Source organism: Stenotrophomonas sp. YJH_SMC_32 (genome assembly GCF_059369975.1).
The window spans coordinates 243,170-268,906 of sequence record NZ_JCAFTE010000002.1 but is presented as its reverse complement, the minus strand read 5'-3'; the positions used below and the strand labels follow the sequence as shown (position 1 = coordinate 268,906).

The window sequence follows — 25,737 nt, the reverse complement described above, 5'->3', positions numbered from 1 at the left end:
GCAGTGCAGCATCATCTTCACAAAAGTGTTGCGCTTCACGGCCCGCATCCGTAATATACGCGGCCTGCACCGACGCAATCGCGGAAATGCAGAAGCAAAACGGGCGGTTAGCTCAGCGGTAGAGCACTACCTTGACATGGTAGGGGTCACAGGTTCGAACCCTGTACCGCCCACCACGAAGTCCTCGGAAGAGGGCTGTCGTGAACTGCAAAGCCCGGCCCTGGCGCCGGGTTTTTACGTAACAAGGCCAGCCTTCGGGCGGCAAGAACAAGATGGGCGGTTAGCTCAGCGGTAGAGCACTACCTTGACATGGTAGGGGTCACAGGTTCGAACCCTGTACCGCCCACCACCTGCTCCCGGCGTTGCCGGTGAAGTGGTGGAAACGATGAAAGCCGGCCCCGGGGCCGGCTTTTTTCGTTCCGGGGAGCCTGGCGTTCCCGCGAAGCTGCATCCGTGCCGGTTCAGTGGCATGAAATCAGTGGGTAATGCTGATCGAACGCTGGATGCGCCAGTGGCCGTCGACGCGTTCCCACAGCTGCGCCACACCTACCCGGGCCAGCGCAGGATGAGGGCTGGCGCCAGTGTCGTCTGGCGATTGCTGGCTGCCCAGCCGCAGCACGCGGTCCTGGCGCAGGTGATAGAGCTGAAGGGGCTGCGCTTCATGCATGGCCTGCCGATCTTCGTTGCGCAGGATCTGGCTGCGCAGGGCATCCTCGGTGGGCCCGCAGCCGTCGCCGAACAGGCTGGAGAACAGCAGGATCAGGGCAAGCATCGGCATGGCACGGTGCTCCAGCGGGAAAGTGCGTGCAGACTGGCATGGTCGGCCGGGCACCGCAGCCGGCCTGCGACGAAGGCGGGGATTGGGCCGCCAAAGGCAGGCAGATGGCGATGAATCCGGGCCGCGCAGGCGTAGACTCGGCGCTACTGCGCAACTGCGCAATTACTGCAAGGAACTGCCGCATGAGTGATCACGTCCCGGTGTCCAGGCCCAATCCGCTCCTGGAACGCCTGTTCGGCGGCAACATGCTGGAAGGCACGTTCAAGGCAGTGATCTGGGTCGCAATCCTGAGCGCGCTGCTGGCGTGGACCACGCTGCGCTGAACGACGCTGCCGCGCCCGGCCTGCCGGGTGGCGGGACCTGCTGACCCGATGGCTCCCGCTGCCGCTGGTGCGGCGGCAGTGCCTGTGCGGGTGCTGTCAGGCGCTGAAGGCCTGGCGCAGGCTGCGCAGGGTGGCCTGGCGATGTTCCCTGGCCGTTGGCTCGCCCATCTCCAGCTCCTGCAGGCGCAGTCCGACCAGAGTCATCGACAACGCATAGCCGCGTGCCGCGTCGGCAACGCGTGACAGGCCCACTGCACGGCGGGCCAGTGCATTCACATGTTCAAGGTCGGGCATCAGTCCCAGATAGGCGCGTTCTGCGCTGTCCAGGTCCGGTGCACGCAGGATCGCGTGAGCGTCTGCGGTGGGGAAGACGGAGGCCATGGGGGTCCTTGTCCGTAGCGGGGGCGCTCGTTCAGAACGAGCGCATCAGGGAAATGAAGGCCGAGGTCTGCGTGCCGCGTCGTGCCATCGGGCTGTCCTTCACTGCATCGCCGAACCACTGGTTGGCCACCACGCCGGTCGCGCGCCACTTCATGCCCAGTGGCGTGCTGACCGCGATCTGCAGACTCGGTGAGGTGGCACTACCCGGACGGTAGCTGGCAAGGCCTGAGCGCAGTGCCTCTTCGTCACTGATGCCGTAGTAGTAGTCGAGCAGCCGTGCACTGGAATGCACGACACCCACCCGCGGCACCCAGGTGAAGCGGCCTGCCTGGATCGGATGGCTGTAATGCAGGCGCGACTCGATACCACCGCCATGGCCGGTCACGTCCCGCATCACGCTGGCCTCGACCATGCCCCAGTCGGCACTGTACTCACCGTTGATGCCCGCCATGGCCGACATCTGCCGGCTGTGCAGGCGGCGCAGCTGAGCATCATTCACGTCGCCGGTCTTGAAGCGCAGGGTGTAGGGCGTGACCGCCGCCGACAGCCGCCACCCCTGATCCTTGTAGAGGTACATGCCAAGTGAACCGGGGCTGGCGAAGAAGCGCTCGCCCTGCCAGGCGATGGCCGGTACCACCAGCGGTTTGACGTCATAGTGCGCGTACGCACCGGAGGTCGCGCCAGCGCTGATGCCGGCCTGCACGCCGGGGTTCTGCCCGGCAGCGTGGGCGAGCAACGGCACGCCGAGGGCCGTGGTGAGCAGTAGCGGGCGCAGCAGGTGCGGGGACAGCGACGGCATCGATCAGCCACGTTGCAGGGGATGGCTGCGCATGGTGACGGGGCAACATTGTCAGAACATTGCGCCCGCGCGTTCGGCATGCATGGGCGCAAAATCACGGCGCCAGGCACTATGATCGGCAGCGTTTCCGGTTGACGAGTCCCTGATGCGCATCCTCCTGGTCGAAGACGATCCTGATCTGTCCCGCGCCCTGCAATCGGGCCTGGAGCGGCAGGGCGTGGTCGCCGATGTGGTCGGCAGCCTGGCCGAGGCCGCGCTCGCCTTGCGCGAACCGGTGCACCAGCTGCTGCTGCTCGATCGCCAGCTGCCCGATGGCGATGGCGCCGGATTCGTCGCGACGGCGCGTGCGCTGCGGCCGAACCTGGCGGTGATCATGCTCACCGCCAAGGGGACGCTGTCGGACAAGGTCGAAGGCCTGGACGTCGGTGCCGATGACTATCTGGTCAAGCCGGTGGCGATCGAGGAACTGATGGCACGCATCCGCGCGGTATCGCGCAGGCCTTCGGCGATGGTGACGCCGAGCCTGCGGCTGGGGCGGCTCGAGTTCGATTTCGAATCGCTGCAGGCACAGGTGGAGGGCCAGCCCCTGGCATTGCCACGTCGGCAGGTGCTGGTGCTGCAGGCGTTGGCGATGCGGCAGGGCCGCACGGTTACCCGCAGTGCCCTGGAGGCTGCAGTGTACGGGTTCGATGATGAGATCCAATCCAATGCGCTCGATGCGCATATCTCCAAGCTGCGCAAAGCGCTGCAGCAGGCCGGGGCGGGGGTGGAGATCCACGTGATCCGCGGCGTCGGCTACCTGCTGGCGGAGGCCTGAGATGGCCCGTCCGATCCGTTCGATCACCCTTGGCCTGGCTTGGCGCCTCTTCCTGGCGCAGGCCTTCACCGTACTGTTCGCGGTGGTCGCATTGATCCTGACCTGGGGTGACAAGGACTCCTGGGGCATGGACATGTTCGTTGCCGAGGCGGTGGCCAAGGCGGTGCACAGCGAAGGCGGGCGCCTGGTGCTGGACCAGGCGCGCTGGGACAAGCTCGATGCCAACGCCGGGGGCAATCTCTGGTTCGCCGCGGTGGATGACAAGGGCATGTGGCTCGAGCGCGGCACCATCCCAGCCATCCACGCGCCGATGCTCGCGCGGCTGCCGACCGTGGGCGCCACGGAACTGGGCTCGCTGGTGCCCCCCTATCTGGACGTGGCGCGGGTGATGATCCGCAACGAGGACGGGCGCCGCATCACCGTGATGGTCGGTGGCGCGCCCAAGGGCGGGCTGCTGGATGGCGCGCTGATGGTGCTGCGCCTGATCGGCCTGTGGTTCTTCCTGCCACTGATCGTGGTCACCCTGCTTGTGATGCCGACCGTGATCCACCGTGCCATGCGCGGCGTGCGCCGTTCTGCGCAGCAGGCCAAGGAACTGGATATCGGCCAGCCCGGTGCGCGGCTGGATGCGCGGCTGGTCTCCACGGAAGTGGCGCCGCTGGTGGAAGCCTTCAACGATGCCATCGACAAGGTGCAGCAGGGCTATGCAGCGCGCGACAAGTTCCTCGCCGACGCGGCGCACGAATTGCGCGTGCCGATCGCCGTGGTGCAGGCGCGACTGTCTCAGCTGCCGCAGGGCGAGCTGAAATCGCAGTTGCTGACCGATGTGGCGCGGCTGGGCAATGTTGCCGAGCACCTGCTTGATCTGCAGCGCCTCGACCGCAATGTCGGCGCATTGCAGCGGCTGGACCTGGCCCTGCTGGTGCGTGAGGCAGCCGCGGACCTGGCGCCGTTGGTGGTGGGCGCCGGCTATGGATTCGAAGTGGACGCGCCGGAATCGCCGGTGTGGATCCACGGCGACAGTCTGGCGCTGGGGCGGGTGATTGCCAACCTGGTGCACAACGCGATCGTGCATGGTGGTGGCCGTGGCACCATCTGCGTGCGGTTGGATGCGCGCGGCTTGCTGGAGGTCAGCGATCAGGGTGCGGGCATTCCAGTGAGCGACCGCGAGGCGATCTTCGAGCCGTTCCATCGCCTGCGCGCGGCGGGCAGCGGCAGTGGCCTGGGCCTGCACCTGGTGAAGGAGATCGTGCAGCACCACGGTGGCTCGGTCAGTGTCGGTGAGGCTGCGGGAGGCGGCGCAAGCTTCCGGGTCAATTTCCATCGCGGTAGCGTCCGGCGCTGACGCGTTTGCGGGGAAAGTCCCGATAGGCAAGCTGCCGCCGGTAGCGGCAGGCTGGACCCATGGCCGTCCAGCTTTCCCCGTCTCCCTTGCTGGGCAGTGGCGCCGCTGCGGCGCTGACACTGGGGGCGCTGGCCTGCGTGCAGCTGCCGCGGCTGCCGCCGCTGTGGGTCTGCACGGTGATGATCGTGCTTGGCATGGCGGGGTGGGGCCTGCGTTGGCGGGGGCGCCTGCCCGCGGTCGTGCTGTTCGGTGCCGGATGGACGGCGCTGCACGGGCACTGGGCAATGCAGGAACAGCTGCCGCCAGGCCAGCCAGCACGGGATGTGGTGGTCAGTGGACGGGTCATCGATCTGCCGGACCATGGAGCCGCGCACACCCGCTTCCTGCTGCAGGTCAGCGAGAGCAGCGAACTGCCATCGCTGCGCGGCAAGCGCCTGCAGGTCACCTGGAACGATGCCTGGCGTGCCGCTGACGCCACCGACGCCGGGCGTGGGCGCCATCAGGTCCTGGCCGGCGCGCAGTGGCATCTGGCCTTGCGCGTGCGGGCGCCGCGTTCGCGGATCAATCCCGGTGGTTTCGACGGTGAACGCCACGCGCTGCTGCGCGGCGTGTCCGGCAACGGCACGGTGCGGGCGCCGGCCAGCGCGCGCGAGCTTCAGGCCGCGCATGGCCTGCCGGCATGGCGTGAACGCACCAGCGCCGCCATCGCCGCGCAGGTGGCCCATCCAGCCGCGCGCTTCGTGCAGGCACTTGCCCTGGGCGATACGCGTGGCCTGTCCGACGCCGATTGGGATCAGCTGCGGGCGCTGGGCCTGACCCATCTGGTGGCCATTTCCGGATTCCATGTCGGGGTGGTGGCCGGGCTGGGGGCGTTGCTGTGTCGAGGGCTGTGGTGGCTGTGCCCGCTGCTGGCCCGGCATTGGCCACGCCCCCAGGCGGCGGCCTGCGCCGCGGCCCTGTCCGCAGCGGGCTATGCGGTGCTGGCCGGCGGTGAATTGCCGACCGTGCGCACTGCACTGATGATCGGGCTGGTGGCGCTGGCGCGTAGCGGGCGGCGCCCACTGGGTCTCGTGCAGGGGCTTGCACTGGCGGCGCTGGCGCTGCTGCTGCCGGCGCCCCTGTCAGTGCTGTCCGCGGGCTTCTGGCTCAGCTTCGGCGGCGTCCTGTGGCTGGTCTGGTGCCTGCCGCAGGGACGTCCGCGTGGGGTGGTCGCCAACCTGCGCGGGTTCCTGGCCGCACAAGGGGTGGCCAGCGTCGGCCTGTTGCCGCTGGGCATCGCCTTGTTCGGTGGCACCGCCTGGCTGGGGCCGCTGGTGAACCTGCCGGTCATCCCGTGGTGGACATTGCTGGTGGTGCCCTTGTCGCTGCTCGGCACCGCCCTGCAGGTGCTGCATGACGGCGCCGGGCGCTGGGCGTGGCGCGCAGCGGCGTGGTTGTTCGAAACCAGCTGGCAGGCCCTGCAGCCACTGGCGGCGCATCCACAGGCGATGTGGTGGTTGGCCGAGGCACCGGCCTGGGCAGTGCCGGCGGCGCTGCTGGGCGTGTTCTGGTGGCTGCTGCCACGCGGTGCCGGGGGCGGGCTGGCTGGCCTCCTGCTGTGCCTGCCGCTGCTGTGGCCGTTGCGCGAGCGGCCGGCCGAGGGAGAGCTGGAGCTGCTGGTGCATGACGTCGGGCAGGGCACGGCGGTATTGCTGCGTACCGCGCGGCATGCGCTCTGGTACGACGTGGGGCCGCCGATCGGAGGTGAGGGCAGCGAGCGGGTCCTGGTTCCGTCATTGCGGGCGCTGGGGCAGGCACGGCCCGACCGCGTGCTGATCAGTCACGACGATCTCGATCATGCCGGCAACCTGCCGAGCCTGCGCCTTCAGTTGCCGGAGCTGCCCCTGTTGGCGCCGCCGGGCAGCACGATCGCCGGGGCCGGGCGCTGCCAACGCGGCCTGCGCTGGCGCTGGGACGGCGTCGACTTCCAGGTGCTGCACCCGGATGCAGGCAGCCAGCGGGCTGAAAACGAGGACAGCTGCGTGCTGCGCGTGGCCAGCGCGTATGGTGGGGTCCTGTTGCCAGGGGACATCGGCCGCCCGGCCGAACAGGCGCTGCTGCGGGCGTCTCCGGCGGCGCTGAAGGCGGATGTGGTGCTGGTGCCGCACCATGGCAGCGGCGGCAGCTCCAGCGCGCCCTGGGTGGCGGCGGTGTCAGCCCGGCTGGCGCTGGTTTCGGCCGGGCACCAGAACCGCTTCGGCCACCCGCGCCGGGACGTGGTCCGGCGCTGGCAGGCGCAGGGAGCCGAGGTGGTGTCCACTGCGGAGTCCGGGGCGATCCGCGTATGGCTTGGCGCACAAGGGCTGCAGCTGCGTGAACAGCGTATCCATGCATCCCGGTGGTGGGATGCCGCTGGGCGGGCGCGGTCGGCTGTTATCCTATCGCCGATCAAACAAGCGGCCGTTGGGCCGGAGGGTTGAAACGTGTGGGAACTGGTCAAGGCCGGTGGCTGGCCGATGGTGCCGCTGCTGCTGTTGGGCGTACTGGCTTTGGCGATCATCCTGGAGCGTTTCTGGTCCCTGCGGCGGACTGAAGTGCTGCCGCCCGGCCTCGGCCAGGAAGTGCGCAACTGGGCCGCACGCGGCAAGCTTGACCCGGCGCACCTGCAGACCCTGCGTGCCAACTCGCCGCTGGGCGCATTGCTGGCGGCCGCGCTGGAAGCCCGCAATCGTCCGCGCGACCAGATCCGCGAGCGCATCGAGGACACCGGCCGCCACCTGGTGCACCGCATGGAACGTTTCCTCAACGCGCTGGGCACCATTGCCTCGGCCGGCCCGCTGCTGGGCCTGCTGGGCACGGTGATCGGCATGATCCAGATGTTCCTGGGCATCCTCGACCATGGGGTGGGCGACGTGAACCAGCTGGCCGGCGGTATCGGCAAGGCGCTGGTGTGCACCGCCACGGGCATGATCGTGGCCATTCCGGCACTGATGTTCCATCGCTACTTCAAGGGCCGCATCCACGGCTACGTGGTGGAAATGGAGCAGGAAGCCAGTGCCCTGCTGGACACGCTCGACGGTCGCCCCGGGGTGATGAACCCGGTCGCGCCGGCGCGACCGGCCAACGCCGCTGCGGCGAAGGCCTGATCGATGCGTATCGGCAATGACCGCTCCCAGGATGAACCGCATATCGATCTGGTCCCGCTGATCGACGTCATCCTGGTGCTGATCATCTTCTTCGTGGTCACCACCACCTTCGATGCGCGCTCGACGCTGCAGGTGCAGCTGCCTACCGCCAGCCAGCAGCCCAACAACGAGCCGCCGCGTTCGCTCAGCGTGCTGATCAACGCCGAAGGCCGCTATTTCATCAATGACCAGGAAGTGCTGCGCAGCGACGTCGAGTCGGTCAAGCAGACCATCGCGTCCGTGGCCGGCAGTGACCGCAGCCAGCCCGTGCTGCTGCGCGCCGACGCACGCACTCCCTACCAGGCCGTGGTGACCGCGCAGGACGCGCTCGGTCAACTCGGTTTCCGTCGTATCGCCATTGCAACTGCGCCAGAGGTGCGTCCATGAGTTCCCATCACGCGCCGGTGTGGCCGATCTACAAACGTCTGCTGGGCTACACCCGCACCTACTGGGTGTTCATGGTGGGCGCGGTCATCGCCATGGTGGTCGAGGCCCTGGCCGGCTACCACTTCACCAAGCTGATGGAGCCGCTGGTCAACGAAGGTTTCGTCGACCCGCAGCCGCGCGCGGCCGTGGTGCTGCCGCTGACCATCCTCGGCCTGTTCCTGATGCGTAGCGTGGCCACCTGGGTCAGTGACTACACGCTGGCCAAGACTGGCCGCAGCGTGGTCCGCGACCTGCGAGAGCAGGTGCTGCAGAAGTACCTGCACCTGCCGTCGTCGCACTTCGATACCGAAGCGACGCCGGTGATGGTCAGCCGCCTGAACTTCGATACCGAGCAGGTCACCCAGGCCAGCGCCGACGCGCTGAAGACCGTGGTGGCCGACACCCTCACCATCATCGCGATGCTGGCGGTGATGCTGCAGATGAGCGTCAAGGTGACCTTGGCAATGCTGCTGGTGGTGCCGCTGATCGGTGGCATCGTGTCCTACGTGGGCAAGCGCTACCGGCGAATCAGCCGCGGCATCCAGGACGGCATGGGCACCATGGCGCAGACTGCCGAGCAGTCGCTGGCCGCGCAGCAGGAAGTGAAGGTGCACGGCACCCAGCAGCATGAGATCTCGCGCTACTCGCGCCTGGCCAACCGCATGCTGGCGCTGAACATGAAGGTCGAGGTCACCCGCGCCGCCGCCTCCAGCGTGGTGCAGTTCCTGGCCGCACTGGCGCTGGCGGTGATCGTCTGGGTATCGACCCGCGAGGCCCTGGCGGGCCGGCTCAATGCCGGCCAGTTCATGGGCCTGATGACATCGATGATGGCCATCATTCCATCGCTGCGCCGCCTGACCAGCGTACAGACGTCGATTTCGCGCGGTGTCTCTGCTGCCGAGCGCCTGTTCGGCATTCTCGACATGCCAGTGGAGCGCGACCAGGGGCAGCGACACGTGCAGCGCGTGCGGGGCGAACTGGCGTTCGACCACGTCATGCTGCGTTACCGCGAGGACAGCGGCATCGCCCTGGATGACATCAGCTTCGTTGCCAAGCCAGGCACGGTGACGGCCATTGTCGGCCGTTCCGGCAGTGGCAAGACCAGCCTGATCCGGCTGGTGCCACGCTTCTACGAGCCCAGCGGCGGTGTCATCACCCTCGACGGCGTGGCACTGGACGACTACCCGCTGGCCGACCTGCGCCGGCAGGTGGCAATGGTCGGGCAGAAGGTCATGCTGTTCGATGACACCATCGCTGCCAACATCGCCTATGGCATGGAAGCGACCGACGAGCAGATCCGCGCGGCGGCCGAGGCCGCCAACGCGTGGGAGTTCATCGCACGCATGCCGCAGCAGCTGCAGACCCCGGTGGGCGAGAATGGCGCGCTGCTGTCCGGTGGCCAGCGCCAGCGCCTGGCGATTGCCCGCGCGATCCTGCGCGACGCCCCGATCCTGATCCTCGACGAAGCCACTGCGGCGCTGGACAACGAATCCGAGCGCCTGGTGCAGGACGCGCTGCAGCGCCTGATGCCCGAACGCACCACGCTGGTCATCGCGCACCGGCTGTCGACCATCGAGCATGCCGACCAGGTACTGGTCATGGATCATGGCCGCATCGTTGAACGCGGCACGCACAAAGAGCTGCTCGAACTGGGCGGCCTGTACCAGCATCTGCACAGCATGCAGTTCCGCGAAAGGCAGGACTGATGGCCGGCAAGGGCACCCAGACCCCGCCGTACTGGTATGACGGCACCCCGGTTCCGTGGGCGATGCGCCTGCTGGCGCCGCTGTACGCAGGTGTCACCGCAATGCGCCGGCGCGCCTATCGGCGTGGCTGGCGCAAGCGCCACTCGCTGCCGGTGCCGGTCATCGTGGTCGGCAACATCACCGCCGGTGGTACCGGCAAGACGCCGCTGACGATTGCCCTGGTCGAGCGCCTGCGCGCGGCCGGCTGGAAGCCGGGCGTGGCCAGCCGCGGCTATGGTCGCGAAGACGCCGACAAGCCGCTGTGGGTGCAGGCCGATACGCCAACCGCGAAGGGCGGTGACGAACCGGTGCTGATCGCTTGGAAGACCGGCGTGCCGGTGCGCGTGGACCGTGACCGTGTCGCCGCCGGCAAGGCGCTGATCGAGGCCGGCTGCGATGTAATCGTCTGCGACGACGGTTTGCAGCACTACCGGCTGGCGCGCGACATCGAGATCGAAGTGGTCGATGCCCAGCGTCGCTATGGCAATGGCCGGATGATCCCGGCCGGGCCGTTGCGCGAGCCGGTCAGCCGCGCGAGCGAGTGCGATTTCCGCGTGGTCAACCTCGGCCAGGCCGATGAGGAGACCGCGGCACAGGCCTGTGGCTTCGGCCAGTGGCCAATGTCCCTGTACATCGACAGTGCGCAGCCGCTGGCCGGTGGCCGCGCGCGCCCGCTGGCGTACTTCAAGGGCCAGCGCGTGCACGCGGTGGCCGGCATCGCCCATCCACAGCGCTTCTTCGACATGCTGCGCGCGCGCGGGATCGGCGTGGTGCCGCATGCGTTCGCCGACCACCAGGCCTACCAGCCGCAGGATCTGTCCTTCGGCAGCCAGTTGCCGGTACTGATGACCGAAAAGGATGCGGTGAAATGCCGGGCGTTCGGCAACGACTGGCACTACGCGGTTCCGCTGCGCGCCGAGTTGCCCGCCGCGTTCTGGGTGGCGTTGACCGATCGCCTGGACAAGCTGCGACCGAACTGAGTGGCGCGGCGGCGCTTGCATTCACGCGCCGCTGGCCGCATTCCCGTTGTAACGAGCCTGCCGAGAACCGCCCGCATGACCGAATTCGTCGTCGCCATTCCGGCCCGCTTTGCCGCCTCGCGGCTGCCGGGCAAGCCGCTGCGCCCGCTGGGCGGTGAGCCGCTGGTGCTGCATGTGGCGCGCCGCGCGCTGCAGGCCGGTGCCCGCGAGGTCTGGGTGGCGACCGACGACCAACGCATTTCCGATGCGCTGTCCGGGTTGGCCGAGGTGAAGGTGGCGATGACCGCGACCACGCATGCCTCGGGCACCGATCGCCTGGCCGAGTGCGCACGCATTGCCGGCTGGGCCGATGACACGGTGGTGGTCAACCTGCAGGGCGACGAACCGTTCGCGCCGGCGACCGGCATCCGCGCGGTGGCCGATGCGCTGGTCGCTGGCACTGCGCCGATGTCGACTCTCGCCACGACCGTCGAGGACGCGCACACCCTGTTCGACCCGAACGTCGTGAAGCTGGTGCGCAACGTGCGCAACGAGGCGATGTACTTCAGCCGCGCGCCGATCGCCTGGCACCGCGACGGCTTCGCACGCAGCCGCGACACGCTGCCGGACGGCCATCACTGGCTGCGCCACATCGGCATCTATGGCTATCGCGCCGGCTTCCTGCAGCGGTTCGCGGCGATGCCGCCGGGCCAGCTGGAGCAGGTCGAATCGCTGGAGCAGCTGCGCGTGCTGGAAGCGGGCTACCCGATCAGCGTGGCGATCTCGCCCGAGCCGTTCCCACCGGGCATCGATACGCCCGAGGACCTGGAGCGCGCCGAGGGGCTGCTGCAGGCGATGGCCGCGCGATGAGGCTGCTGGTCGTCTGCCTCGGCAACATCTGCCGTTCGCCGATGGCCGAAGGCGCGCTGCGCGCACGCCTGGATGCCTCGCCGCTGGCCGGGCGGGTGCAGGTCGATTCGGCCGGCACGGGCGACTGGCACGTGGGCGAGCCGCCGGACCGCCGCGCGATCGCCTGCGCGGCCGGGCACGGCGTGGACATCGGCGGCCTGCGCGCACGCCAGCTGCAGGCCGTGGATTTCGAACGTTTCGACTGGATCCTGTGTGCCGACGAGGCCAACCTGCGTGATGCCGGGCGCCTGGCGACGGCGGCCCAGCGTGAACGGCTGGCGTTGTATCTGCCCTGGACCGGCGGGCAGGGGCGGGTAGCCATCCCTGATCCCTACACCGGCGGCAGCGATCATTTCGAACAGGTCTGGTCGCTGGTCGACGATGCTGCAAAACGTGCGGTGGCACGACTGTTGCATGACGCCGACTCCGGCATAATCAGGTCATGAACGTCCAGCCCGTCCCGGACCTGCCCGAATTCGCCACCTGGCTCAATGCCACCCCCTGCACCCTGACCGAACTGCGCGGCCGGCCGGTCGCGCTGCTGTTCGTCAATGCGGCCTCCGCCTGGAGTGCGCAACGCCTGGCCGAGTTCGGCCAATGGCTGTCGCGCCACCCGGGCAAGCTGCAGCCGCTGGTGCTGCAGGTGCCGCGTTTTGATTTCGAACGCGATGCCACGGCCGCACTGAAGCTGCTGCGCCGTCAGGGCCTGACCATGCCCGTGCTGCTCGATGCCGACTGGGATGGCTGGCGCCGCTTCGGCGTCACCGCCTGGCCGACCATGGTGCTGCTGGACGCGCAGGGCCGTGAACAGCAACGGCTGGTCGGGCAGGGCGCGCCCGGTGAACTGGAGCGCGCCTTGAACGCGCTGTGCCAGGGCGCACCTTCGGCGCCGCCGCGTGGCGGCAGCGAACTGCATCCGGAACCGCGCCAGGCCCTGCGCTTCCCGCAGGGGCTGGCGGTCAGCACCGAACGTCTGTACATCGCCGACAGCGGTCATCACCGCATTCTTGAATGCAGCCATGGCGGCCGCATCCTGCGTCAGTTCGGCCTCGGCACCGCCGATTTCATGGATGGCAATCTCGCCGAAGCGGCGTTCCACCGCCCGCAGGCGCTGGTGCTGGAGCGCGATTCGCTGTACGTCGCCGATACCGGCAACCATGCCGTGCGCCGCATCAATCTGCTGACCGGCATCGTCGACACGCTGTGCGGCAACGGGCGACCCGGCGCGCCGGTGGAGGGCCCGGTGGCGCAGGCGCGGCAGGTCTCGCTGGACCATCCGGTTGGCCTGGCCATCGCCGACAACCAGCTGCACATCGCAATGGCCGGCGACAACCGCATCTGGAGCTACCACCTGGGCCAGCGCAGCCTGCAATGGCGCGCCGGCAGTGGTTCCATCGACGAGCGTGATGGCAGTGGTCATCTGGCTGCCTTCGCGCAACCGACCGCGCTGGCCGTGGTGCAGCAGGTGCTGTACGTCGCCGATGCGTTGGGATCCTCGATCCGTGCACTGCAACTGCGTGGTGACCTGGTGCAGACACTGGTCGGGCAGGGGCCGTGGCGCTTCGGCAGTGAAGACGGCCCGCGCGCGCAGGCCAGCCTGCAGTTCCCGCAGGCGATCGCACTGGGCGCGGACGCCCCGCTGCTGTGGATCGCCGACACCGGCAACGGTCGCCTGCGCACGCTGCGCCTGGGCGGCGGTGAACTGACCACCCAGCCGCTGCCGCGCCGCCTGCACGGCCCGGCTGGCCTGGCCGTGGGCGCAGGTGCGGTGTGGATCGCCGAGACCGACGCCCATGCCGTGCTGCGATTCGACCCCGACAGCGGCGTGCTCAGCGAAGTCCCGATCAGCGAATGACCGACGTTCCCGCCCCGGCCTTCGACGGCAAGGCCTTCGCGGCCCAGCTCAGCACCGCCCCCGGCGTGTACCGCATGTACGCGGCCGACGACACCCTGCTGTACGTGGGCAAGGCGCGCGCGCTGCGCAACCGCGTCGGCAGCTATTTCAACGGCAGCCCGAAGAACGCGCGGATCATGTCGATGATCTCGCAGATCACGCGCATGGACGTGACCGTGACGCGCTCGGAAGCCGAGGCGTTGCTGCTGGAGAATCAGCTGATCAAGTCGCTGTCGCCGCGCTACAACGTCTCGCTGCGCGACGACAAGACCTACCCGCATGTGCTGCTGACCCGCGAGGACTGGCCGCGCATCGCCCTGCATCGTGGCCCGCGCGCCATTCCCGGCCGCTATTTCGGGCCGTATCCGGGCGTGACCGCAGTGCGCGAAACGCTGAACCTGATGCACAAGCTGTTCAAGCTGCGCAGTTGCGAGGACAGCGTGTTCCGCAACCGCTCGCGGCCGTGCCTGCAATACCAGATCGGCCGCTGCAGCGCGCCCTGCGTGGAGCTGGTGCCGGCCGCGGACTACGCCGAATCGGTGCGCCGTGCTGCGCTGTTCCTGGAAGGCAAGAGCGACGAGCTGACCCGCGAGCTGGGCGAGCAGATGCAGGCCGCCAGCGAGGCCCTGGAGTTCGAGCAGGCCGCGCGACTGCGCGACCTGATCTCCTCGCTGCGCAGCATGCAGACGCGCCAGTACGTGGACGGCCGCGCCGCCGACCTGGACGTGCTGGCGGTGGCCATGCAGGGTTCGCAGGCCTGCGTGCTGCTGCTGGCTTTCCGCGATGGCCGCAACCTCGGCACCCGCCCGTTCTTCCCGCGTACCAACGGCGAGGAGAGTCCGGAGGAAGTGCTGGCCGCGTTCGTCTCGCAGTACTACATCGAATTCGAGCCGCCGCGCGAGATCCTGCTGGATCGCGAGATTCCCGATGCCGACCTGCTGGTCGCGGCGCTGTCGGCCTCGGCCGAGCGCAAGGTGCAGCTGAAGTGGAACGTGCGCGGCGAGCGCGCCGGCTATGTGGAGCTGGCCAGCCGCAACGCGCAGCTGACCCTGGCCACTGAACTCAACAGCCGCAATGCGCAGCATGCGCGCAGCGATGCACTGCGCGAGATGCTGGGCCTGGCCGAGCCGGTCAAGCGGGTCGAGTGCTTCGATATCAGCCATACGCTGGGCGAGGCCACTGTGGCCTCGTGCGTGGTGTTCGACGCCGCCGGTCCGGTACGCGCGCAGTACCGCCGCTTCAACATCAGCGGCATCGAGCCGGGCGACGACTACGCCGCGATGCGCCAGGCCATCGATCGGCGCTTCCGCCGTGCGGTGGAAGAGCAGGGCGTGCTGCCGGACGTACTGCTGATCGACGGTGGTGCCGGTCAGCTGGCGCAGGCGCAGGCCGCGCTGGCCGACCTGGGCGTGGAAGGCGTGCTGCTGGTGGGCGTGGCCAAAGGCGTTGAGCGCCGCGCCGGCCACGAAGCGCTGGTGATGCCCGATGGCCGCGAGCTGCGCCCGGGCGCGGCCAACCCGGCGCTGCAGTTCATCCAGCAGGTGCGCGACGAGGCGCATCGCTTTGCCATCACCGGCCACAGGGGGCGCCGCCAGAAGGCGCGGATGACCAGCAAGCTGGAGGATATCCCCGGCATCGGGCCGCGCCGCCGCGCCAGCCTGCTCAAGCATTTCGGCGGTCTTGTGGGCCTGAAAGCCGCTGGCGAAGCGGAAATCGCCAAGGTGGAAGGCATCAATGACGCCCTCGCGGCACGTATCTACGCTAACCTGCACGGGTTGGCCACGCCTGATGCGGCCGAGTAGAGAGAGAAGCACGCAAGCATGAAGTTGACCCTGCCCACCTGGCTGACGTTGTTGCGGATCGTGATGATCCCGGTGCTGGTGCTGGTGTTCTACCTGCCCTACACCTGGACCAACTTCGCTTCGGCGGCGATCTTCGGCCTGGCCGCGATCACCGACTGGCTCGACGGCTGGATCGCACGCCGTTACCAGCTGGAGTCGGCCTTCGGCGCCTTCCTCGACCCGGTCGCGGACAAGCTGATGGTGGCAGTGGCACTGTTCCTGATCGTGCAGGGCCACCCGACGCCGTGGATGGCGTTCTGGGCGGCGGTGATCGTCGGCCGCGAGATCGCGGTATCGGCGCTGCGAGAGTGGATGGCCGAGCTGGGCCAGCGCGCCAAGGTGCGCGTGGCGATGATCGGCAAGATCAAGACCACCGCGCAGATGGTCGCGCTGCTGTGCCTGCTGTATTCGGTGGCGCCGAACGTGCCGGTGGAAGACATCTGGATGGGCTGGCCGGTGTTCCACATCGGCGACTGGACCCTGGCCATTGCCGCCGTGCTGACCCTGTGGTCGGGCCTGCAGTACCTGCACGCCGCTTGGCCGAGCCTGCGCGATGACGAGCGCGCCGCGCGCGAGCGTGCACGGCAGAAGAAGCTGGGCAACTGAGCCCGGGGTCGGATCCCTTTCCGAAGGAAAGGGCTCTGACCCCATTGATGCGCCCATCCACGCATGGCGTGGATCTACTGGAAATGCTGCGTCCACCGATGGTGCGGATCCATCGGTTTGTGGGAATCCTGTAGTAGATCCACGCCATGCGTGGATACGCGGTGCAAGGCGCCTCGCAGGCCCCGAAAAAACCGCTTGACGCCATTCCCAGAATAGGTAGAATTTCGCCTCCCAAGCGGGAATAGCTCAGTTGGTAGAGCGCAACCTTGCCAAGGTTGAGGTCGCGAGTTCGAGTCTCGTTTCCCGCTCCAGATTCAAGAAGAACGCTCCCGCAAGGGGGCGTTTTTCGTTTGCCTGGCGCCTGCTTCATCCCCACTTCACCGCCACTCCTTCGCCTCGCCACGCGCCAGTTGGAAGCTGCATCTGTGTTCCTCCAGAACGATGCAGCCATGCCCCAAACTCCTTCCGCCTACGACCATGATGTGGTCATCGTCGGCGCCAGTTTCGCTGGTGCCGCCTGCGCACTGGCTGCCGCCCAGTACGGTCTGCGCGTCTGCGTGCTGGAACGCAAGGCCGACCCCGGCGGGCGGCTGCACACCACCGGCATCGTGGTGAAGGAAGCGATGGAGCAGACCTGGCTGGGGCGCATGCCCGAACATCTGGTGCAACGGGTCGCCAACGTGCGCCTCTATGCGCCGAACCTGCGCAGCGTATTGCTGGCCGCACCGGGTTACTACTTCCTCACCACCGATACGCCGAACCTGATGCGCTGGCTGGCCAGCGAACTGCACGCGAACGGCGTCGACCTGCGCCTGCAGCAGTCCTTCACCGACGCCCGTCGCCGCGGTGACGGCTGGCAGGTGGAAGGGGCAGGGAGCTGCGCCTATCTGGTTGGCGCCGATGGCGCGCGCTCACGCGTGGCCCGGCGCACCGGCCTCGGCCAGGTACGTGACAACCTCTACGGCGTAGAACGTGAGTTCGCCGGTCAGCAGGTGGTGCAGGGCGATGCGCTGCATTGCTTCGTCAGCAAGCGCTACGCCCCGGGCTACATCGGCTGGGTCGCCCAGAATCCGAGCGGTCTGCAGGTCGGGTTGGCGCTGCGTCACGATCCGCAACGGGTGCGGCCGCCGGACATTGAGGGTTTCCTCGACCACGTGCGCGGTGTGGTCAACATTCCGCCTTCGGCGCGCCCCTCGGCCACCCGCGCCGGCCTGGTGCGCTGCGGCCGACCGGATGGCCCGATCACTGGCCACCGGCTGATCCTGACCGGCGACGCGGCGGGCATCGTCTCGCCGCTCTCCGCCGGGGGTATCCACTCCTCGTGGCGGCATGGCTGGGCGGTCGGCGAGGCGATTGCCCGCCATCTGCGTGGGCAAGGGCCAGAAGCGGAACGGGTGGCGCGTCAGGTCGCCCCGGCGTTCCATGGCAAGCGCGTGCTGCGCTGGGCGATGGATCATCTGCAGGCCGATTGGCCGCTTGATGTACTGCTGCATACAGCGGTCATGCGGCGCATCGCCGAACAGGTCTACTTCCATCGCCGCGGGCTGCGCACGTGAAGGGAACAGGCAGGGGCGCCTGAACGCCACCCCTGACCCCACGTGAAAATTCCTGTTGACGCCGTGCAGCGATATCGACACAATAGCGCTCCTTCGACGCAGGTCGAACGAAATCTGCGGGAATAGCTCAGTTGGTAGAGCGCAACCTTGCCAAGGTTGAGGTCGCGAGTTCGAGTCTCGTTTCCCGCTCCAGATTCAAGAAGAACGCTCCCGGAAGGGAGCGTTTTTCATTTGTCATGATGTTGGCGGCAGGGGCCGCTACAGTCGCGCCACGGCATCTTCATAGCGGGCGTGATATCACTCGCCCGGCGTGACGAATCCGAGGTCAGTGTCGCAATCGGAATGGCGGGACGCATCGGTCGTGGGGACGACCGCAGGCGAGGGAAGCGGAGAGCGCGTCAACAAGACGCAATGGCCTGGATGTTGCACCAGCGTTCCGCGCGTCGCATGCACTGAAAGGCTGGCGAAAGGCCAACACCATCGTTGCCTGAACCGCACGCGTGTTGTGACCGTTTTCGGACCAATTCTCCATGTTCGCTCCACAATCGCACGGTAGCCTTCATGCTCCTTCTACACGTTGGCGGGCTGGTGGTCAGGCGTATCACTCCAGTGGCAGTGCCCAGGACCGGGCGCGGACTCTCCCTGCAGGCATTGCTGCGCCCGAGCGCACTGCTGACCAGCCTGGCGCTGGCAGGTTGCATGTCGGTGCCGGCTCCGGGCCTGCCTGATCGCACCCCCAGCACCTGGACCCAGGTGCCGCAGGGCCAGGGCGTGGCGGTGGAGGCCAGGCAGTGGTGGAAGGTGCTGGCCGACCCGGCGCTGGACGGCCTGGTCGATCAAGCCATCGCCGGCAACCTTGATCTGCAGCAGGCCACGTTGCGCCTGCAGGCAGTGCGGATTGTCGCCGGCACCTCGGATTCGCGCTTCCTGCCGGAGATCTCGGCCAGCGCCAAGCAGGTACAGGACGCCGCCGCGGTCGACACCTATTTCCATGCGGGCATCGAAGCGATCTGGGACCTGGGCCTGTTCGGCGCCGCCGAGAGTGCCCATCTCAGCGCGCAGGCCTCGGCCGGTAATGCCGAGGCGTTGCGCAATGCCGCACAAGTGGCGGTGATTGCCGACGTGGTGCGCAGCTATCTGGACCTGACCGTAGCGCAGGCCCAGCAGGATCTGCTGGTCAGACAGCAGGCCGTGGATGATCGCGGCGAACAACTGGCACGGGTTCGCCTGCGCCTGCGCCTGGATGAGCCGGGCGAGCTGGAACGCCTGCGCGCGCGCCAGGCGGCGACCCGGGCAGCGACGGCGCAGGCCCGCGAAAATGCGGACAACGCGGCCCGCGCGCTGGCGCTGCTGCTGGGGCGTGACGGGCCGGATCCCGCCTGGCGCGCGTACCGCGCGCCGCCGAAGCTCGGTGCATTCTCGCTGCAGCAGGTCCCTGCGGATCTGCTGCGCCACCGCCCGCAGATCCTGCTGGCCGAATCAGAGGTGATGCAGGCAGCGGCCAGCAAGGGTTCGGCGCGCGCAGCGATGTATCCACGGGTCAGCCTTGGCGGCTCCATCCTGTACGCGTACAACCTCACCCAGAACGCCCGCTCCAATTCCGATTCGAGCCCGTCGATCGGCCCGTACATCGATATTCCGCTATGGGACTGGGGCCAGCGTCGCGCGCGCTTCCATGCCAATGAAAAGCAGCTGGATGCCGCCTTGCTGGGATACCGCAAGGCGGTGCTGGAAGGCGTGAGCGAAGTGGAAGGCGCGCTGGGCAGCCTGGCGCGGCAGGACAGCAGCATCCAGTCGTTGCGCGCGGCCAACGACGCCGCCGGGCAGCAGGTCAAGCGCCAGGCGCGGCAGGTGCAGCTGGGTCTGTCCAGCGAGTTCGATGGACTCGACACGCAACGCGCCGCACTCGCCTCGCAGGCTGATCTGATCGCTGCGCAGGGTGCACGCGTGCTGGCCTTTGCATCGCTGTACCGCGCCCTCGGCGGCGCCCCGCTGCCTGCCGAGGGTGAGGGCGAACCACAATGATCGCACTCGCCCGCAAGACCCTGGCCTATGAGTGGCGCCGGTTCCTGCCGGTGGTGCTGGCGATGTGTTTTGCCGGTGTGCTGTTGATCGTGCAGGCCGCACTGGTGCTGGGCATCTTCGGTACCGCTGCGATCTATGTGAAAGCGTCCTCGGCTGATATCTGGGCCGGTTTCCCCGGCACCCAGAGTGTGAATTACGGCCATGCAATCAGCGCGGATGTGGAAAGCCATCTGCGCATGGACCCGGATGTCACTCGCGTCGAGCCCTACGAGTGGGTCGATGGCGAATGGCGATCCGGCGCGCAGGGCACCGGCAATGTGTCGGTGTACCTGTCCGGTATCTCCACCCGGGACGATGCGATGATGTTCGCGCGCATCCTCCCTGCCAACCTGCGCGCGCAGCTGCGCGAGCCGGGTGCGGTGATCGTCGACAGCGCCGATCTGGATACGCTGGGCGTGGACCTGCAGAACAACCGTGCCTGGATCAATGGCAAGGCGGTGCGCGTGGTCGCTGCACAACCGGGCCTGCGGGGCCTGGGCGGCGTCAACGTGCTGGCCTCGCTGGATACTGCGCGTGCCATCGCCGGTACCGACCCACATGAGGGCAGTACCTACTTCGTGGCGGGCCTGCGCTCGCCGGACCTGGCCGGTCGTGTGCGTGACCGCTTGTCCGCGTCGATGGGCCGGGCCACGCCGGTCGAGTTCTGGACCGCGCCGGAATTCGCCAGCCGCTCTCAGCAGTACTGGTTGTTCGATACCGGCGCGGGCATCGCGGTGTTGTTCATGGCCGTCATCGTCTGCTTCGTCGGCGCGGTGATCACCAACCAGTCGTTCGCCTCGGTGGTGGCTGGCTCAGTGCGCGAGTACGCCACGCTCAATGCGCTCGGTGCCGGTCGCTACGCGCTGGCGCGGGTGGTGTTCGAGCAGGCCTTGCTGATCGGCGGCGTGGGCATGTTGCTGGCGGCAGCCTTCAGCACGGTGGTGCTGTTGATCGCGCAGACCCAGCGCGTGCCGGTGCAGCTGACACCGATGGTGATCCTCGGCTGCCTGGCGCTGGTGGCGGTGATGGCCATGCTCTCCAGCATCATGGCGGTGCGCAGTGTCGTCCGCTCCGATCCATCGTTGCTGCTGCGTTGAGGACCGGCCGATGACTTCCGCACGCACCATCGCCCCGACCCTGCAGGCCGACGCATTGGAAAAAGGCTTCATGTCCGGTGATGTGCAGGTGCCGGTGCTGCGTGGCCTGTCGCTGGACATCTATCCCGGCGAGCTGACCCTGGTATCAGGCCCGTCCGGCTGCGGCAAGAGCACGCTGCTGTCGCTGCTGTCCGGCCTGTCCGCGCCCGATGGCGGTCGCGTGCACGCGCTGGGCCAGGATGTGGGCCACATGACCCGCAGTGAAGTGGAGCGTTTCCGCCTGCACCATGTCGGCTTCGTGTTCCAGGGCTTCAACCTGTTCCCGGCACTGACCGCGCTGGAGCAGGTGCAGCTGCCACTGGGCTACCGCGGCATGCGCAATCGCGAAAGCGAGCCGCTGGCCCGCAAGGCGCTGGAAGAAGTCGGCCTCGGCCATCGAAGCCACATGCGCCCGGCGCAGCTGTCCGGTGGCGAGAAACAGCGCGTGGCGGTTGCCCGCGCGTTTGCCAAGTCGCCGACCCTGATCTTCGCAGACGAACCCACCAGCGCGCTGGATGCCGAGAACGGCCAGCGCGTGATCGACATCCTGCATCGCTACGCACGTGCGCATGGCGCCACCGTGCTGTGCGTGAGCCACGATCCGCGCCTGATCCGGCATGCCGATCGGGTGATCGCCATGGAAGACGGCATGGTCCGTGATGACCGCCGCCAGAACGAAACCGTAGAGTCCGCCCCATGACCAAGACGTCGCATCTGCTTCCCCTCAGCCTGGCCCTGTCCGCGGCACTGCTGCTCGGCGCCTGTTCCAGGGAGGCGCCCACCGCTGCATCGGCCCCCTCAGGCAAGGAGGGTACTGCCGCCGCCGGCAAGGTCGCCGTGGCGCAGGGCATCATTGACGTCGAAGGTGGCCTGATCGCGCTGGCACCGCCGGTGGATGGCTCAATCATCGCCGCACCGGTGAAGGAAGGCGCCACGGTGAAGAAGGGGCAGCTGTTGTTGTCTCTGGATGGTGCCCTGCTGCAGCAGGAGGTGGCGATGGCCAGCGCCGATCTGGCCTTGGCCAATGACCGCCTGAAGGGCAGCCAGGCGCAGCTGCGCGAACTGGAGCGCAACGCCACTCGCCTGTCCACGGGCGCCAGCGAAGGCGTGTCCTCGAACCAGCAGGCCGATGCAGCCAAACAGCAGCTGGCCGGCGTGCGCGCCGATGTCGACGTGGCCGGTGCGCAGGTCGACATGGCGCAGCACAAGCTGGAGCACGCGAAGCTGAGACTGCAGCAGATGTCGTTGAGCGCGCCGGAAGCCGGCACCGTGGTCGGCCAGGTGCCGGGCGTCGGCGCCTTCGTGCAGGCGGGCAAGCCGGCGATCTCGTTGCTGCCGGCGCGCCCGCTGCAGGTGCGCGCCGAACTGAGCGCCGCCTACGCCGATGCGGTGCAGGTAGGCATGAAAGCGGCGGTGGTACCGGACAGTGATGGTGCCGAGAACACCGGCACGCTGCCGACCGCACGCGTGGTACGCATCAGCCCTGTGTTCGCGCAGGCACGCCTGCCTGAAGATGCAGGGCGTGGCGTGGCCAAGGTGGTGGAGTGTGTGCTGGAGTTCGATGGCGAGGCCAAGGCGCGCTTCGGCCAGCATGTGCGGGTAGAGTTCCGGAAGTAGGTCCGGTCAGCCGTTGAGCCAGCGGCGTAGGCGCGGGCAGGCGGAGGCCGCGACCACGACCAGTAGTGCCACAAGAAGAAAGGCGGCAACGGCGAGCACCCAGTTCAAATGCACATCGCGCACGGGTGATTGGTGCCTGGCGGTCACGCCCCAAAGTACTGTCCAGCCCAGCCAGGGAAAGGCACAGACAAACATCCGCAGCCACAGGCGGTGAAACCGCCATGGCTGCACGATCAGGCCCAGGACAACAATCTCCACCAGAATGATCAGCGCGAAGGTGAAGACTGAATCTGTGGGGTAAGGCAGTGTCCCGGGCTCGATGTGACACAGTTGCCAGTAGTCTGGCTTGAAGCCGGCATGGATGAGTGCGAAGGCCAGCAGCAGCCATATAACGGATGCGGATAGCTAGAAGGCCTGGACTGCCGTCGGTTTCTGAAAGAACTCTGGCATCTACTCGGGCAGGTATCCCTGCTGCTTCCAGAAGTTCACCGCGAACGCATGATCTTTTGCGAAGTAGGGTGTTCTTCCTTTCAGTAGGCCTGAATTTGTGCCGTGCATTTCCCTTGCGCCACGCTTGAAAAGTTGTAGTGCGTCGGCCAGCGCCTCCCCTCCGACAGGATCTATCTGAACCGGCGAGTCTTCAGTGCGCAGGTCTGCCTTGTAACGAATGTGAACGCGCTCCCGTCCATCCATGCAGGTCTCAACGTAGTAGTAGTAGCTTTCGGTGACGCTGCTACCGTCGGTCTGTTGAAGTTCCCGTGAAAGTCGGAGCATGGGCCCCTCGCTGCCGGGCCCGCGTTTCTCTTGGCGAAACGCCGCATGACAGTGACCCACCCACAATCCGCAACGGTCACCATCGCCATAGTCGTCGTATGGCTGACAGATCGGAAGCGCCAGTAGACCGCGTATCTCGGCCGCTGAAATTGTCTCCGCAGTCCTTTTTCGGTTCGATGCGCCTTCCTCAAGAAATCGCCACCCGCCGAGGATGAGTGCGATGAAGGGTGGCTGGATGTCATGTGACTCAACCTCGTCCCATTCGCGCTGATCCTGTCCAGCATCGCTGCAGATGTACTTCAGTAGGCTCCAGCCAGATCCAGCACCTCCTATGTAAGAGGCCGTGGTGCTGGCGGTTGCATCGGTGCGCCACATTACGAGGCGTGCAGCGATGTTCTTCGAAGGATCTTCCATCTGCACGGTGTATACGCGGGCGTCGGCGTCGGCGTCGGCGTTGGCGGTGCCAGCACTTGCTAGAAGTGAGATGCCGCTGCGGTGGAATTCATAGGTCCGGGTATCCATGGGAAGCATGTCTTCTCCACAAATGCGTAGCAGGCTTTCTGCACTGACAGTGGCGTCGCTAAACAGGTTCATTGTGCATAGCATCGGGTCTCGCGCTGACAGACCCTCCGCACGGATGACGCTCTTCCCGGCAGTGAGCCTTTGCAGCATGGCTCCCGCGTCCAATGACCAGAAGCTGTCCGGACCCTCGGATTCGCGTAACAGACAATCGGGTTCGATGATCTGCTCAATTCCGTCGTCAATGATGGCTTCGTCGTCCATCCTGCGAATGCAGTGAACCGAGCCATCGAATTGCATGGAGTAGTCGGTCTGAATGAGAAGCGCTGCCTGGGTGTTCCCGACCACGTGCAGTTCCCCGTGGTTGTAGTCGCCCCAGAACAGCTCGCGGACCAGTAGGTTGCCGCCTACGCGGATTTCCTGTCCGCCGACGATGGCATTGGTTGTCGTCAGGTCGCCCGAGACAAGCAATCCGCATGCGCCGTCGGTTTCAAGGCTGTGAACATGGCGTGCTATCTCTGCATTGCCGCGAACCAAGATGAAACGGATGTACGCACCAAGATCTTCTTCCCGCCACGGGGCCAGCGGGTCGTCCAGGTCCAGCGTGTCGAGCTTGAGGTCGCCATCAACCAAGAGAACCAACTCATCGGGATCACCCCAGACGTAGTGCTCTGGTGCGTATGTTGAGTCCTGCGGTACCTCATCCTTGATGTCGGCGTATCGGACGACCTGAAAGGGGCAGGCTGCGGAAAGTCGCGTGGCAAGTTCCAAGGGCGTAATCGGGCGGTCTCCAGCCATTGCTGGCAACGCTGCGTCAAGCGGATCCGCGTCGTCGGGGAGCTGTGATGCCCGCTGGCTCGACTGCTGCATGATTTATCCCGGTTTGGCAGAGGCATATGCAGAGCAGCGGCAGTGAAAGTATTGTCGGCGCTGTGGGCCTCGGGTCAGGTACTGTCCTTCGCCGGTCCGCTGCGGGTCCATGCAACTATTCTGAAATGCGTAGGCCATCTCTGCGCGTCTTCTCCCTGCGGCAGCCATGCGGTGAGCTTATGAACGCCCGCCATGCACTCACCGCCGACACCCCGCACAGCGCCAGCAGCAATCCCACGTCCAGCAGCAGCAACCACAGCAGGTGCATGCCTTGTACCGGCGGCTGGTGCATCGCCGACAGCATCCACGGTATCGACCACACCAGCAGCAGGGCGAAGGCGATCAGCAGGCGCAGCCACAGGCGTTTGAGTTTCCACGGGCGCACGATCAGCGCCGCCACCACCAGTTCAACCGTGCCCAGCAATGCGAACACGATGACGGTGCTGGTCGGATAGGGCAGCTGGGCGCCTTCCAGGCGATGCAGCAGCCAGTAGTCCGGAGTGAAGCCAGCATTGACAAGTGCGGCGATCAGCGCCAACCAGGTCAGCGCGACCAGCAACCAGAACAGGCGGACGTAGCGTCTCGGCATCGGGGGTGTCCGTGCTTGGGCGGGGCAGCGTAACCCAGTGCGGACGCCCGTGACCGCATGATGTGAAGACTGTTGACGGCGTGAAGGAATTTGGACACAATAGCGCTCCTTCGACGCAGGTCGAATGGAATCTGCGGGAATAGCTCAGTTGGTAGAGCGCAACCTTGCCAAGGTTGAGGTCGCGAGTTCGAGTCTCGTTTCCCGCTCCAGATTCTACAGGGCCCCGGTAGGGGCCTTGTTTTTCTCCCGCCACGGCAAGGCGGGGCACGTTGGGCCACAAGGCTTTACGCGCAGTCAGAAAAGTGAAATCGCTGGTGTGTTTTCCGGATTTCCGGTAGCATGTCGGCTTACGCGGGAATAGCTCAGTTGGTAGAGCGCAACCTTGCCAAGGTTGAGGTCGCGAGTTCGAGTCTCGTTTCCCGCTCCATGTTCCGACAGGCCCCATCTTGGGGTTTTGTCTTGTCAGGGCTAGGTTCCTGGCGCGCAGTACGTTGGCCTCATGGCAGAGTGGCTATGCACCGGATTGCAAATCCGTTTACAGCGGTTCGATTCCGCTTGAGGCCTCCAATTGAAAAGCCCTGACTCCGGTCAGGGCTTTTTTGTTTGGCTGCGATCGATTCCCCGC

At 66.9% G+C, this 25,737-nt stretch carries 24 protein-coding genes and 7 tRNA genes; 25 read left to right on the top strand and 6 right to left on the bottom strand.

The genetic code is table 11. From position 1 onward, the window contains the following. Positions 1–101 precede the first annotated feature (101 nt). A tRNA-Val gene (locus AC5P7S_RS05305) sits at positions 102–176 on the top strand. A gap of 98 nt (positions 177–274) precedes the next feature. Further along, positions 275–349: transfer RNA gene (locus AC5P7S_RS05300), tRNA-Val, on the top strand. A gap of 126 nt (positions 350–475) precedes the next feature. Here AC5P7S_RS05300 and AC5P7S_RS05295 read toward each other — a convergent pair. Then, a complete protein-coding gene (locus tag AC5P7S_RS05295) occupies positions 476–778 on the bottom strand; it encodes a hypothetical protein (RefSeq protein ID WP_005415969.1) in 303 nt (100 codons plus the stop codon). 182 nt (positions 779–960) lie between these two features. Here AC5P7S_RS05295 and AC5P7S_RS05290 point away from each other — a divergent pair, with 182 nt between their 5' ends. Next, a complete protein-coding gene (locus AC5P7S_RS05290) occupies positions 961–1,101 on the top strand; it encodes a hypothetical protein (RefSeq protein WP_005415970.1) in 141 nt (46 codons plus the stop codon). Between the two features lie 96 nt (positions 1,102–1,197). Here AC5P7S_RS05290 and AC5P7S_RS05285 read toward each other — a convergent pair whose 3' ends face one another. Beyond that, entirely contained in the window at positions 1,198–1,482 is a 285-nt protein-coding gene (locus tag AC5P7S_RS05285) for a hypothetical protein (RefSeq protein ID WP_005415971.1), read from the bottom strand. Between the two features lie 31 nt (positions 1,483–1,513). After that, positions 1,514–2,281, bottom strand: a complete 768-nt coding sequence (locus tag AC5P7S_RS05280) for a MipA/OmpV family protein (RefSeq protein ID WP_005415972.1) — start codon at positions 2,279–2,281, stop codon at positions 1,514–1,516. A gap of 145 nt (positions 2,282–2,426) precedes the next feature. On the opposite strand from AC5P7S_RS05280, the gene AC5P7S_RS05275 reads away from it, so the two are divergent. From AC5P7S_RS05275 to AC5P7S_RS05185, 19 genes are all read left to right on the top strand, one after another. Next, on the top strand, positions 2,427–3,098 hold the full coding sequence (locus tag AC5P7S_RS05275) for a response regulator transcription factor (RefSeq protein ID WP_005415973.1): 672 nt from the start codon (positions 2,427–2,429) through the stop codon (positions 3,096–3,098). A gap of 1 nt (position 3,099) precedes the next feature. Then, complete coding sequence (locus AC5P7S_RS05270; protein WP_095378765.1) at positions 3,100–4,443, top strand: sensor histidine kinase; 1,344 nt, start codon at positions 3,100–3,102, stop codon at positions 4,441–4,443. Between the two features lie 59 nt (positions 4,444–4,502). After that, positions 4,503–6,902: a DNA internalization-related competence protein ComEC/Rec2 gene (locus AC5P7S_RS05265; RefSeq protein ID WP_095378768.1), complete on the top strand. Its 2,400-nt coding sequence runs from the start codon at positions 4,503–4,505 to the stop codon at positions 6,900–6,902. Positions 6,903–6,905: 3 nt separating this feature from the next. After that, the gene (locus tag AC5P7S_RS05260) at positions 6,906–7,568 is read left to right on the top strand and encodes a MotA/TolQ/ExbB proton channel family protein (RefSeq protein ID WP_061478482.1); all 663 of its coding nucleotides are present in this window, start codon (positions 6,906–6,908) and stop codon (positions 7,566–7,568) included. Between the two features lie 3 nt (positions 7,569–7,571). Then, entirely contained in the window at positions 7,572–7,994 is a 423-nt protein-coding gene (locus tag AC5P7S_RS05255; RefSeq protein WP_005415977.1) for an ExbD/TolR family protein, read from the top strand. Next, the gene (gene msbA / locus AC5P7S_RS05250; protein WP_005415978.1) at positions 7,991–9,739 is read left to right on the top strand and encodes a lipid A export permease/ATP-binding protein MsbA; all 1,749 of its coding nucleotides are present in this window, start codon (positions 7,991–7,993) and stop codon (positions 9,737–9,739) included. The genes AC5P7S_RS05255 and msbA overlap by 4 nt, the downstream gene beginning before the upstream one ends. After that, positions 9,739–10,758, top strand: coding sequence for a tetraacyldisaccharide 4'-kinase (gene lpxK, locus AC5P7S_RS05245; protein ID WP_095378771.1), 1,020 nt, complete (start codon positions 9,739–9,741; stop codon positions 10,756–10,758). Before msbA ends, lpxK begins: the two co-directional genes overlap by 1 nt. Positions 10,759–10,833: 75 nt before the next feature. Further along, positions 10,834–11,607 carry a 3-deoxy-manno-octulosonate cytidylyltransferase gene (gene kdsB / locus AC5P7S_RS05240; protein WP_005415980.1) on the top strand — a complete coding sequence of 258 codons (774 nt, stop codon included), beginning with the start codon at positions 10,834–10,836 and terminating at the stop codon, positions 11,605–11,607. Then, entirely contained in the window at positions 11,604–12,092 is a 489-nt protein-coding gene (locus tag AC5P7S_RS05235; protein ID WP_095378774.1) for a low molecular weight protein-tyrosine-phosphatase, read from the top strand. Before kdsB ends, AC5P7S_RS05235 begins: the two co-directional genes overlap by 4 nt. Next, a complete protein-coding gene (locus tag AC5P7S_RS05230) occupies positions 12,089–13,501 on the top strand; it encodes an NHL repeat containing protein (protein ID WP_005415983.1) in 1,413 nt (470 codons plus the stop codon). The genes AC5P7S_RS05235 and AC5P7S_RS05230 overlap by 4 nt, the downstream gene beginning before the upstream one ends. Then, a complete protein-coding gene (gene uvrC / locus AC5P7S_RS05225; protein ID WP_053500510.1) occupies positions 13,498–15,342 on the top strand; it encodes an excinuclease ABC subunit UvrC in 1,845 nt (614 codons plus the stop codon). The genes AC5P7S_RS05230 and uvrC overlap by 4 nt, the downstream gene beginning before the upstream one ends. An 18-nt stretch (positions 15,343–15,360) precedes the next feature. Further along, positions 15,361–15,987: a CDP-diacylglycerol--glycerol-3-phosphate 3-phosphatidyltransferase gene (gene pgsA / locus AC5P7S_RS05220; RefSeq protein WP_005412825.1), complete on the top strand. Its 627-nt coding sequence runs from the start codon at positions 15,361–15,363 to the stop codon at positions 15,985–15,987. 235 nt (positions 15,988–16,222) lie between these two features. Next, positions 16,223–16,298, top strand: a tRNA-Gly gene (locus AC5P7S_RS05215). A 138-nt stretch (positions 16,299–16,436) separates the two neighbouring features. Then, complete coding sequence (locus AC5P7S_RS05210; protein WP_095378797.1) at positions 16,437–17,543, top strand: NAD(P)/FAD-dependent oxidoreductase; 1,107 nt, start codon at positions 16,437–16,439, stop codon at positions 17,541–17,543. 116 nt (positions 17,544–17,659) lie between these two features. Continuing rightward, positions 17,660–17,735 (top strand) — tRNA-Gly (locus AC5P7S_RS05205). Between the two features lie 369 nt (positions 17,736–18,104). Next, positions 18,105–19,568 carry a TolC family protein gene (locus AC5P7S_RS05200; protein ID WP_095378776.1) on the top strand — a complete coding sequence of 488 codons (1,464 nt, stop codon included), beginning with the start codon at positions 18,105–18,107 and terminating at the stop codon, positions 19,566–19,568. Then, positions 19,565–20,704, top strand: a complete 1,140-nt coding sequence (locus tag AC5P7S_RS05195; RefSeq protein ID WP_095378779.1) for an ABC transporter permease — start codon at positions 19,565–19,567, stop codon at positions 20,702–20,704. Before AC5P7S_RS05200 ends, AC5P7S_RS05195 begins: the two co-directional genes overlap by 4 nt. A gap of 10 nt (positions 20,705–20,714) precedes the next feature. Further along, positions 20,715–21,443 carry an ABC transporter ATP-binding protein gene (locus tag AC5P7S_RS05190; protein ID WP_095378782.1) on the top strand — a complete coding sequence of 243 codons (729 nt, stop codon included), beginning with the start codon at positions 20,715–20,717 and terminating at the stop codon, positions 21,441–21,443. Beyond that, the gene (locus AC5P7S_RS05185) at positions 21,440–22,360 is read left to right on the top strand and encodes an HlyD family secretion protein (protein WP_095378785.1); all 921 of its coding nucleotides are present in this window, start codon (positions 21,440–21,442) and stop codon (positions 22,358–22,360) included. Before AC5P7S_RS05190 ends, AC5P7S_RS05185 begins: the two co-directional genes overlap by 4 nt. Before the next feature lie 6 nt (positions 22,361–22,366). On the opposite strand, the gene AC5P7S_RS05180 is transcribed toward AC5P7S_RS05185, so the two are convergent. The 3 genes from AC5P7S_RS05180 to AC5P7S_RS05170 all read right to left on the bottom strand — a co-directional run bounded on the left by AC5P7S_RS05180 (position 22,367) and on the right by AC5P7S_RS05170 (position 25,112). Continuing rightward, the gene (locus AC5P7S_RS05180; protein WP_229301604.1) at positions 22,367–22,618 is read right to left on the bottom strand and encodes a hypothetical protein; all 252 of its coding nucleotides are present in this window, start codon (positions 22,616–22,618) and stop codon (positions 22,367–22,369) included. 192 nt (positions 22,619–22,810) lie between these two features. After that, positions 22,811–24,523: a hypothetical protein gene (locus AC5P7S_RS05175; protein ID WP_095378788.1), complete on the bottom strand. Its 1,713-nt coding sequence runs from the start codon at positions 24,521–24,523 to the stop codon at positions 22,811–22,813. A 115-nt stretch (positions 24,524–24,638) separates the two neighbouring features. Then, positions 24,639–25,112 carry a hypothetical protein gene (locus tag AC5P7S_RS05170; protein ID WP_005415993.1) on the bottom strand — a complete coding sequence of 158 codons (474 nt, stop codon included), beginning with the start codon at positions 25,110–25,112 and terminating at the stop codon, positions 24,639–24,641. A gap of 133 nt (positions 25,113–25,245) precedes the next feature. Here AC5P7S_RS05170 and AC5P7S_RS05165 point away from each other — a divergent pair. The 3 genes from AC5P7S_RS05165 to AC5P7S_RS05155 all read left to right on the top strand — a co-directional run bounded on the left by AC5P7S_RS05165 (position 25,246) and on the right by AC5P7S_RS05155 (position 25,679). After that, a tRNA-Gly gene (locus tag AC5P7S_RS05165) sits at positions 25,246–25,321 on the top strand. 142 nt (positions 25,322–25,463) lie between these two features. After that, positions 25,464–25,539: transfer RNA gene (locus AC5P7S_RS05160), tRNA-Gly, on the top strand. A gap of 66 nt (positions 25,540–25,605) precedes the next feature. Continuing rightward, positions 25,606–25,679 (top strand) — tRNA-Cys (locus AC5P7S_RS05155). Positions 25,680–25,737: the final 58 nt, after the last annotated feature.

Coding starts and splice junctions, on each gene's coding strand:
- AC5P7S_RS05295 (WP_005415969.1), bottom strand. CDS start 778: ATGCCGATGCTTGCCCTGATCCTGCTGTTCTCCAGCCTGTTCGGCGAC.
- AC5P7S_RS05290 (WP_005415970.1), top strand. CDS start 961: ATGAGTGATCACGTCCCGGTGTCCAGGCCCAATCCGCTCCTGGAACGC.
- AC5P7S_RS05285 (WP_005415971.1), bottom strand. CDS start 1,482: ATGGCCTCCGTCTTCCCCACCGCAGACGCTCACGCGATCCTGCGTGCA.
- AC5P7S_RS05280 (WP_005415972.1), bottom strand. CDS start 2,281: ATGCCGTCGCTGTCCCCGCACCTGCTGCGCCCGCTACTGCTCACCACG.
- AC5P7S_RS05275 (WP_005415973.1), top strand. CDS start 2,427: ATGCGCATCCTCCTGGTCGAAGACGATCCTGATCTGTCCCGCGCCCTG.
- AC5P7S_RS05270 (WP_095378765.1), top strand. CDS start 3,100: ATGGCCCGTCCGATCCGTTCGATCACCCTTGGCCTGGCTTGGCGCCTC.
- AC5P7S_RS05265 (WP_095378768.1), top strand. CDS start 4,503: ATGGCCGTCCAGCTTTCCCCGTCTCCCTTGCTGGGCAGTGGCGCCGCT.
- AC5P7S_RS05255 (WP_005415977.1), top strand. CDS start 7,572: ATGCGTATCGGCAATGACCGCTCCCAGGATGAACCGCATATCGATCTG.
- msbA (WP_005415978.1), top strand. CDS start 7,991: ATGAGTTCCCATCACGCGCCGGTGTGGCCGATCTACAAACGTCTGCTG.
- lpxK (WP_095378771.1), top strand. CDS start 9,739: ATGGCCGGCAAGGGCACCCAGACCCCGCCGTACTGGTATGACGGCACC.
- kdsB (WP_005415980.1), top strand. CDS start 10,834: ATGACCGAATTCGTCGTCGCCATTCCGGCCCGCTTTGCCGCCTCGCGG.
- AC5P7S_RS05235 (WP_095378774.1), top strand. CDS start 11,604: ATGAGGCTGCTGGTCGTCTGCCTCGGCAACATCTGCCGTTCGCCGATG.
- AC5P7S_RS05230 (WP_005415983.1), top strand. CDS start 12,089: ATGAACGTCCAGCCCGTCCCGGACCTGCCCGAATTCGCCACCTGGCTC.
- uvrC (WP_053500510.1), top strand. CDS start 13,498: ATGACCGACGTTCCCGCCCCGGCCTTCGACGGCAAGGCCTTCGCGGCC.
- pgsA (WP_005412825.1), top strand. CDS start 15,361: ATGAAGTTGACCCTGCCCACCTGGCTGACGTTGTTGCGGATCGTGATG.
- AC5P7S_RS05210 (WP_095378797.1), top strand. CDS start 16,437: ATGCCCCAAACTCCTTCCGCCTACGACCATGATGTGGTCATCGTCGGC.
- AC5P7S_RS05200 (WP_095378776.1), top strand. CDS start 18,105: ATGCTCCTTCTACACGTTGGCGGGCTGGTGGTCAGGCGTATCACTCCA.
- AC5P7S_RS05195 (WP_095378779.1), top strand. CDS start 19,565: ATGATCGCACTCGCCCGCAAGACCCTGGCCTATGAGTGGCGCCGGTTC.
- AC5P7S_RS05190 (WP_095378782.1), top strand. CDS start 20,715: ATGACTTCCGCACGCACCATCGCCCCGACCCTGCAGGCCGACGCATTG.
- AC5P7S_RS05185 (WP_095378785.1), top strand. CDS start 21,440: ATGACCAAGACGTCGCATCTGCTTCCCCTCAGCCTGGCCCTGTCCGCG.
- AC5P7S_RS05175 (WP_095378788.1), bottom strand. CDS start 24,523: ATGCAGCAGTCGAGCCAGCGGGCATCACAGCTCCCCGACGACGCGGAT.
- AC5P7S_RS05170 (WP_005415993.1), bottom strand. CDS start 25,112: ATGCCGAGACGCTACGTCCGCCTGTTCTGGTTGCTGGTCGCGCTGACC.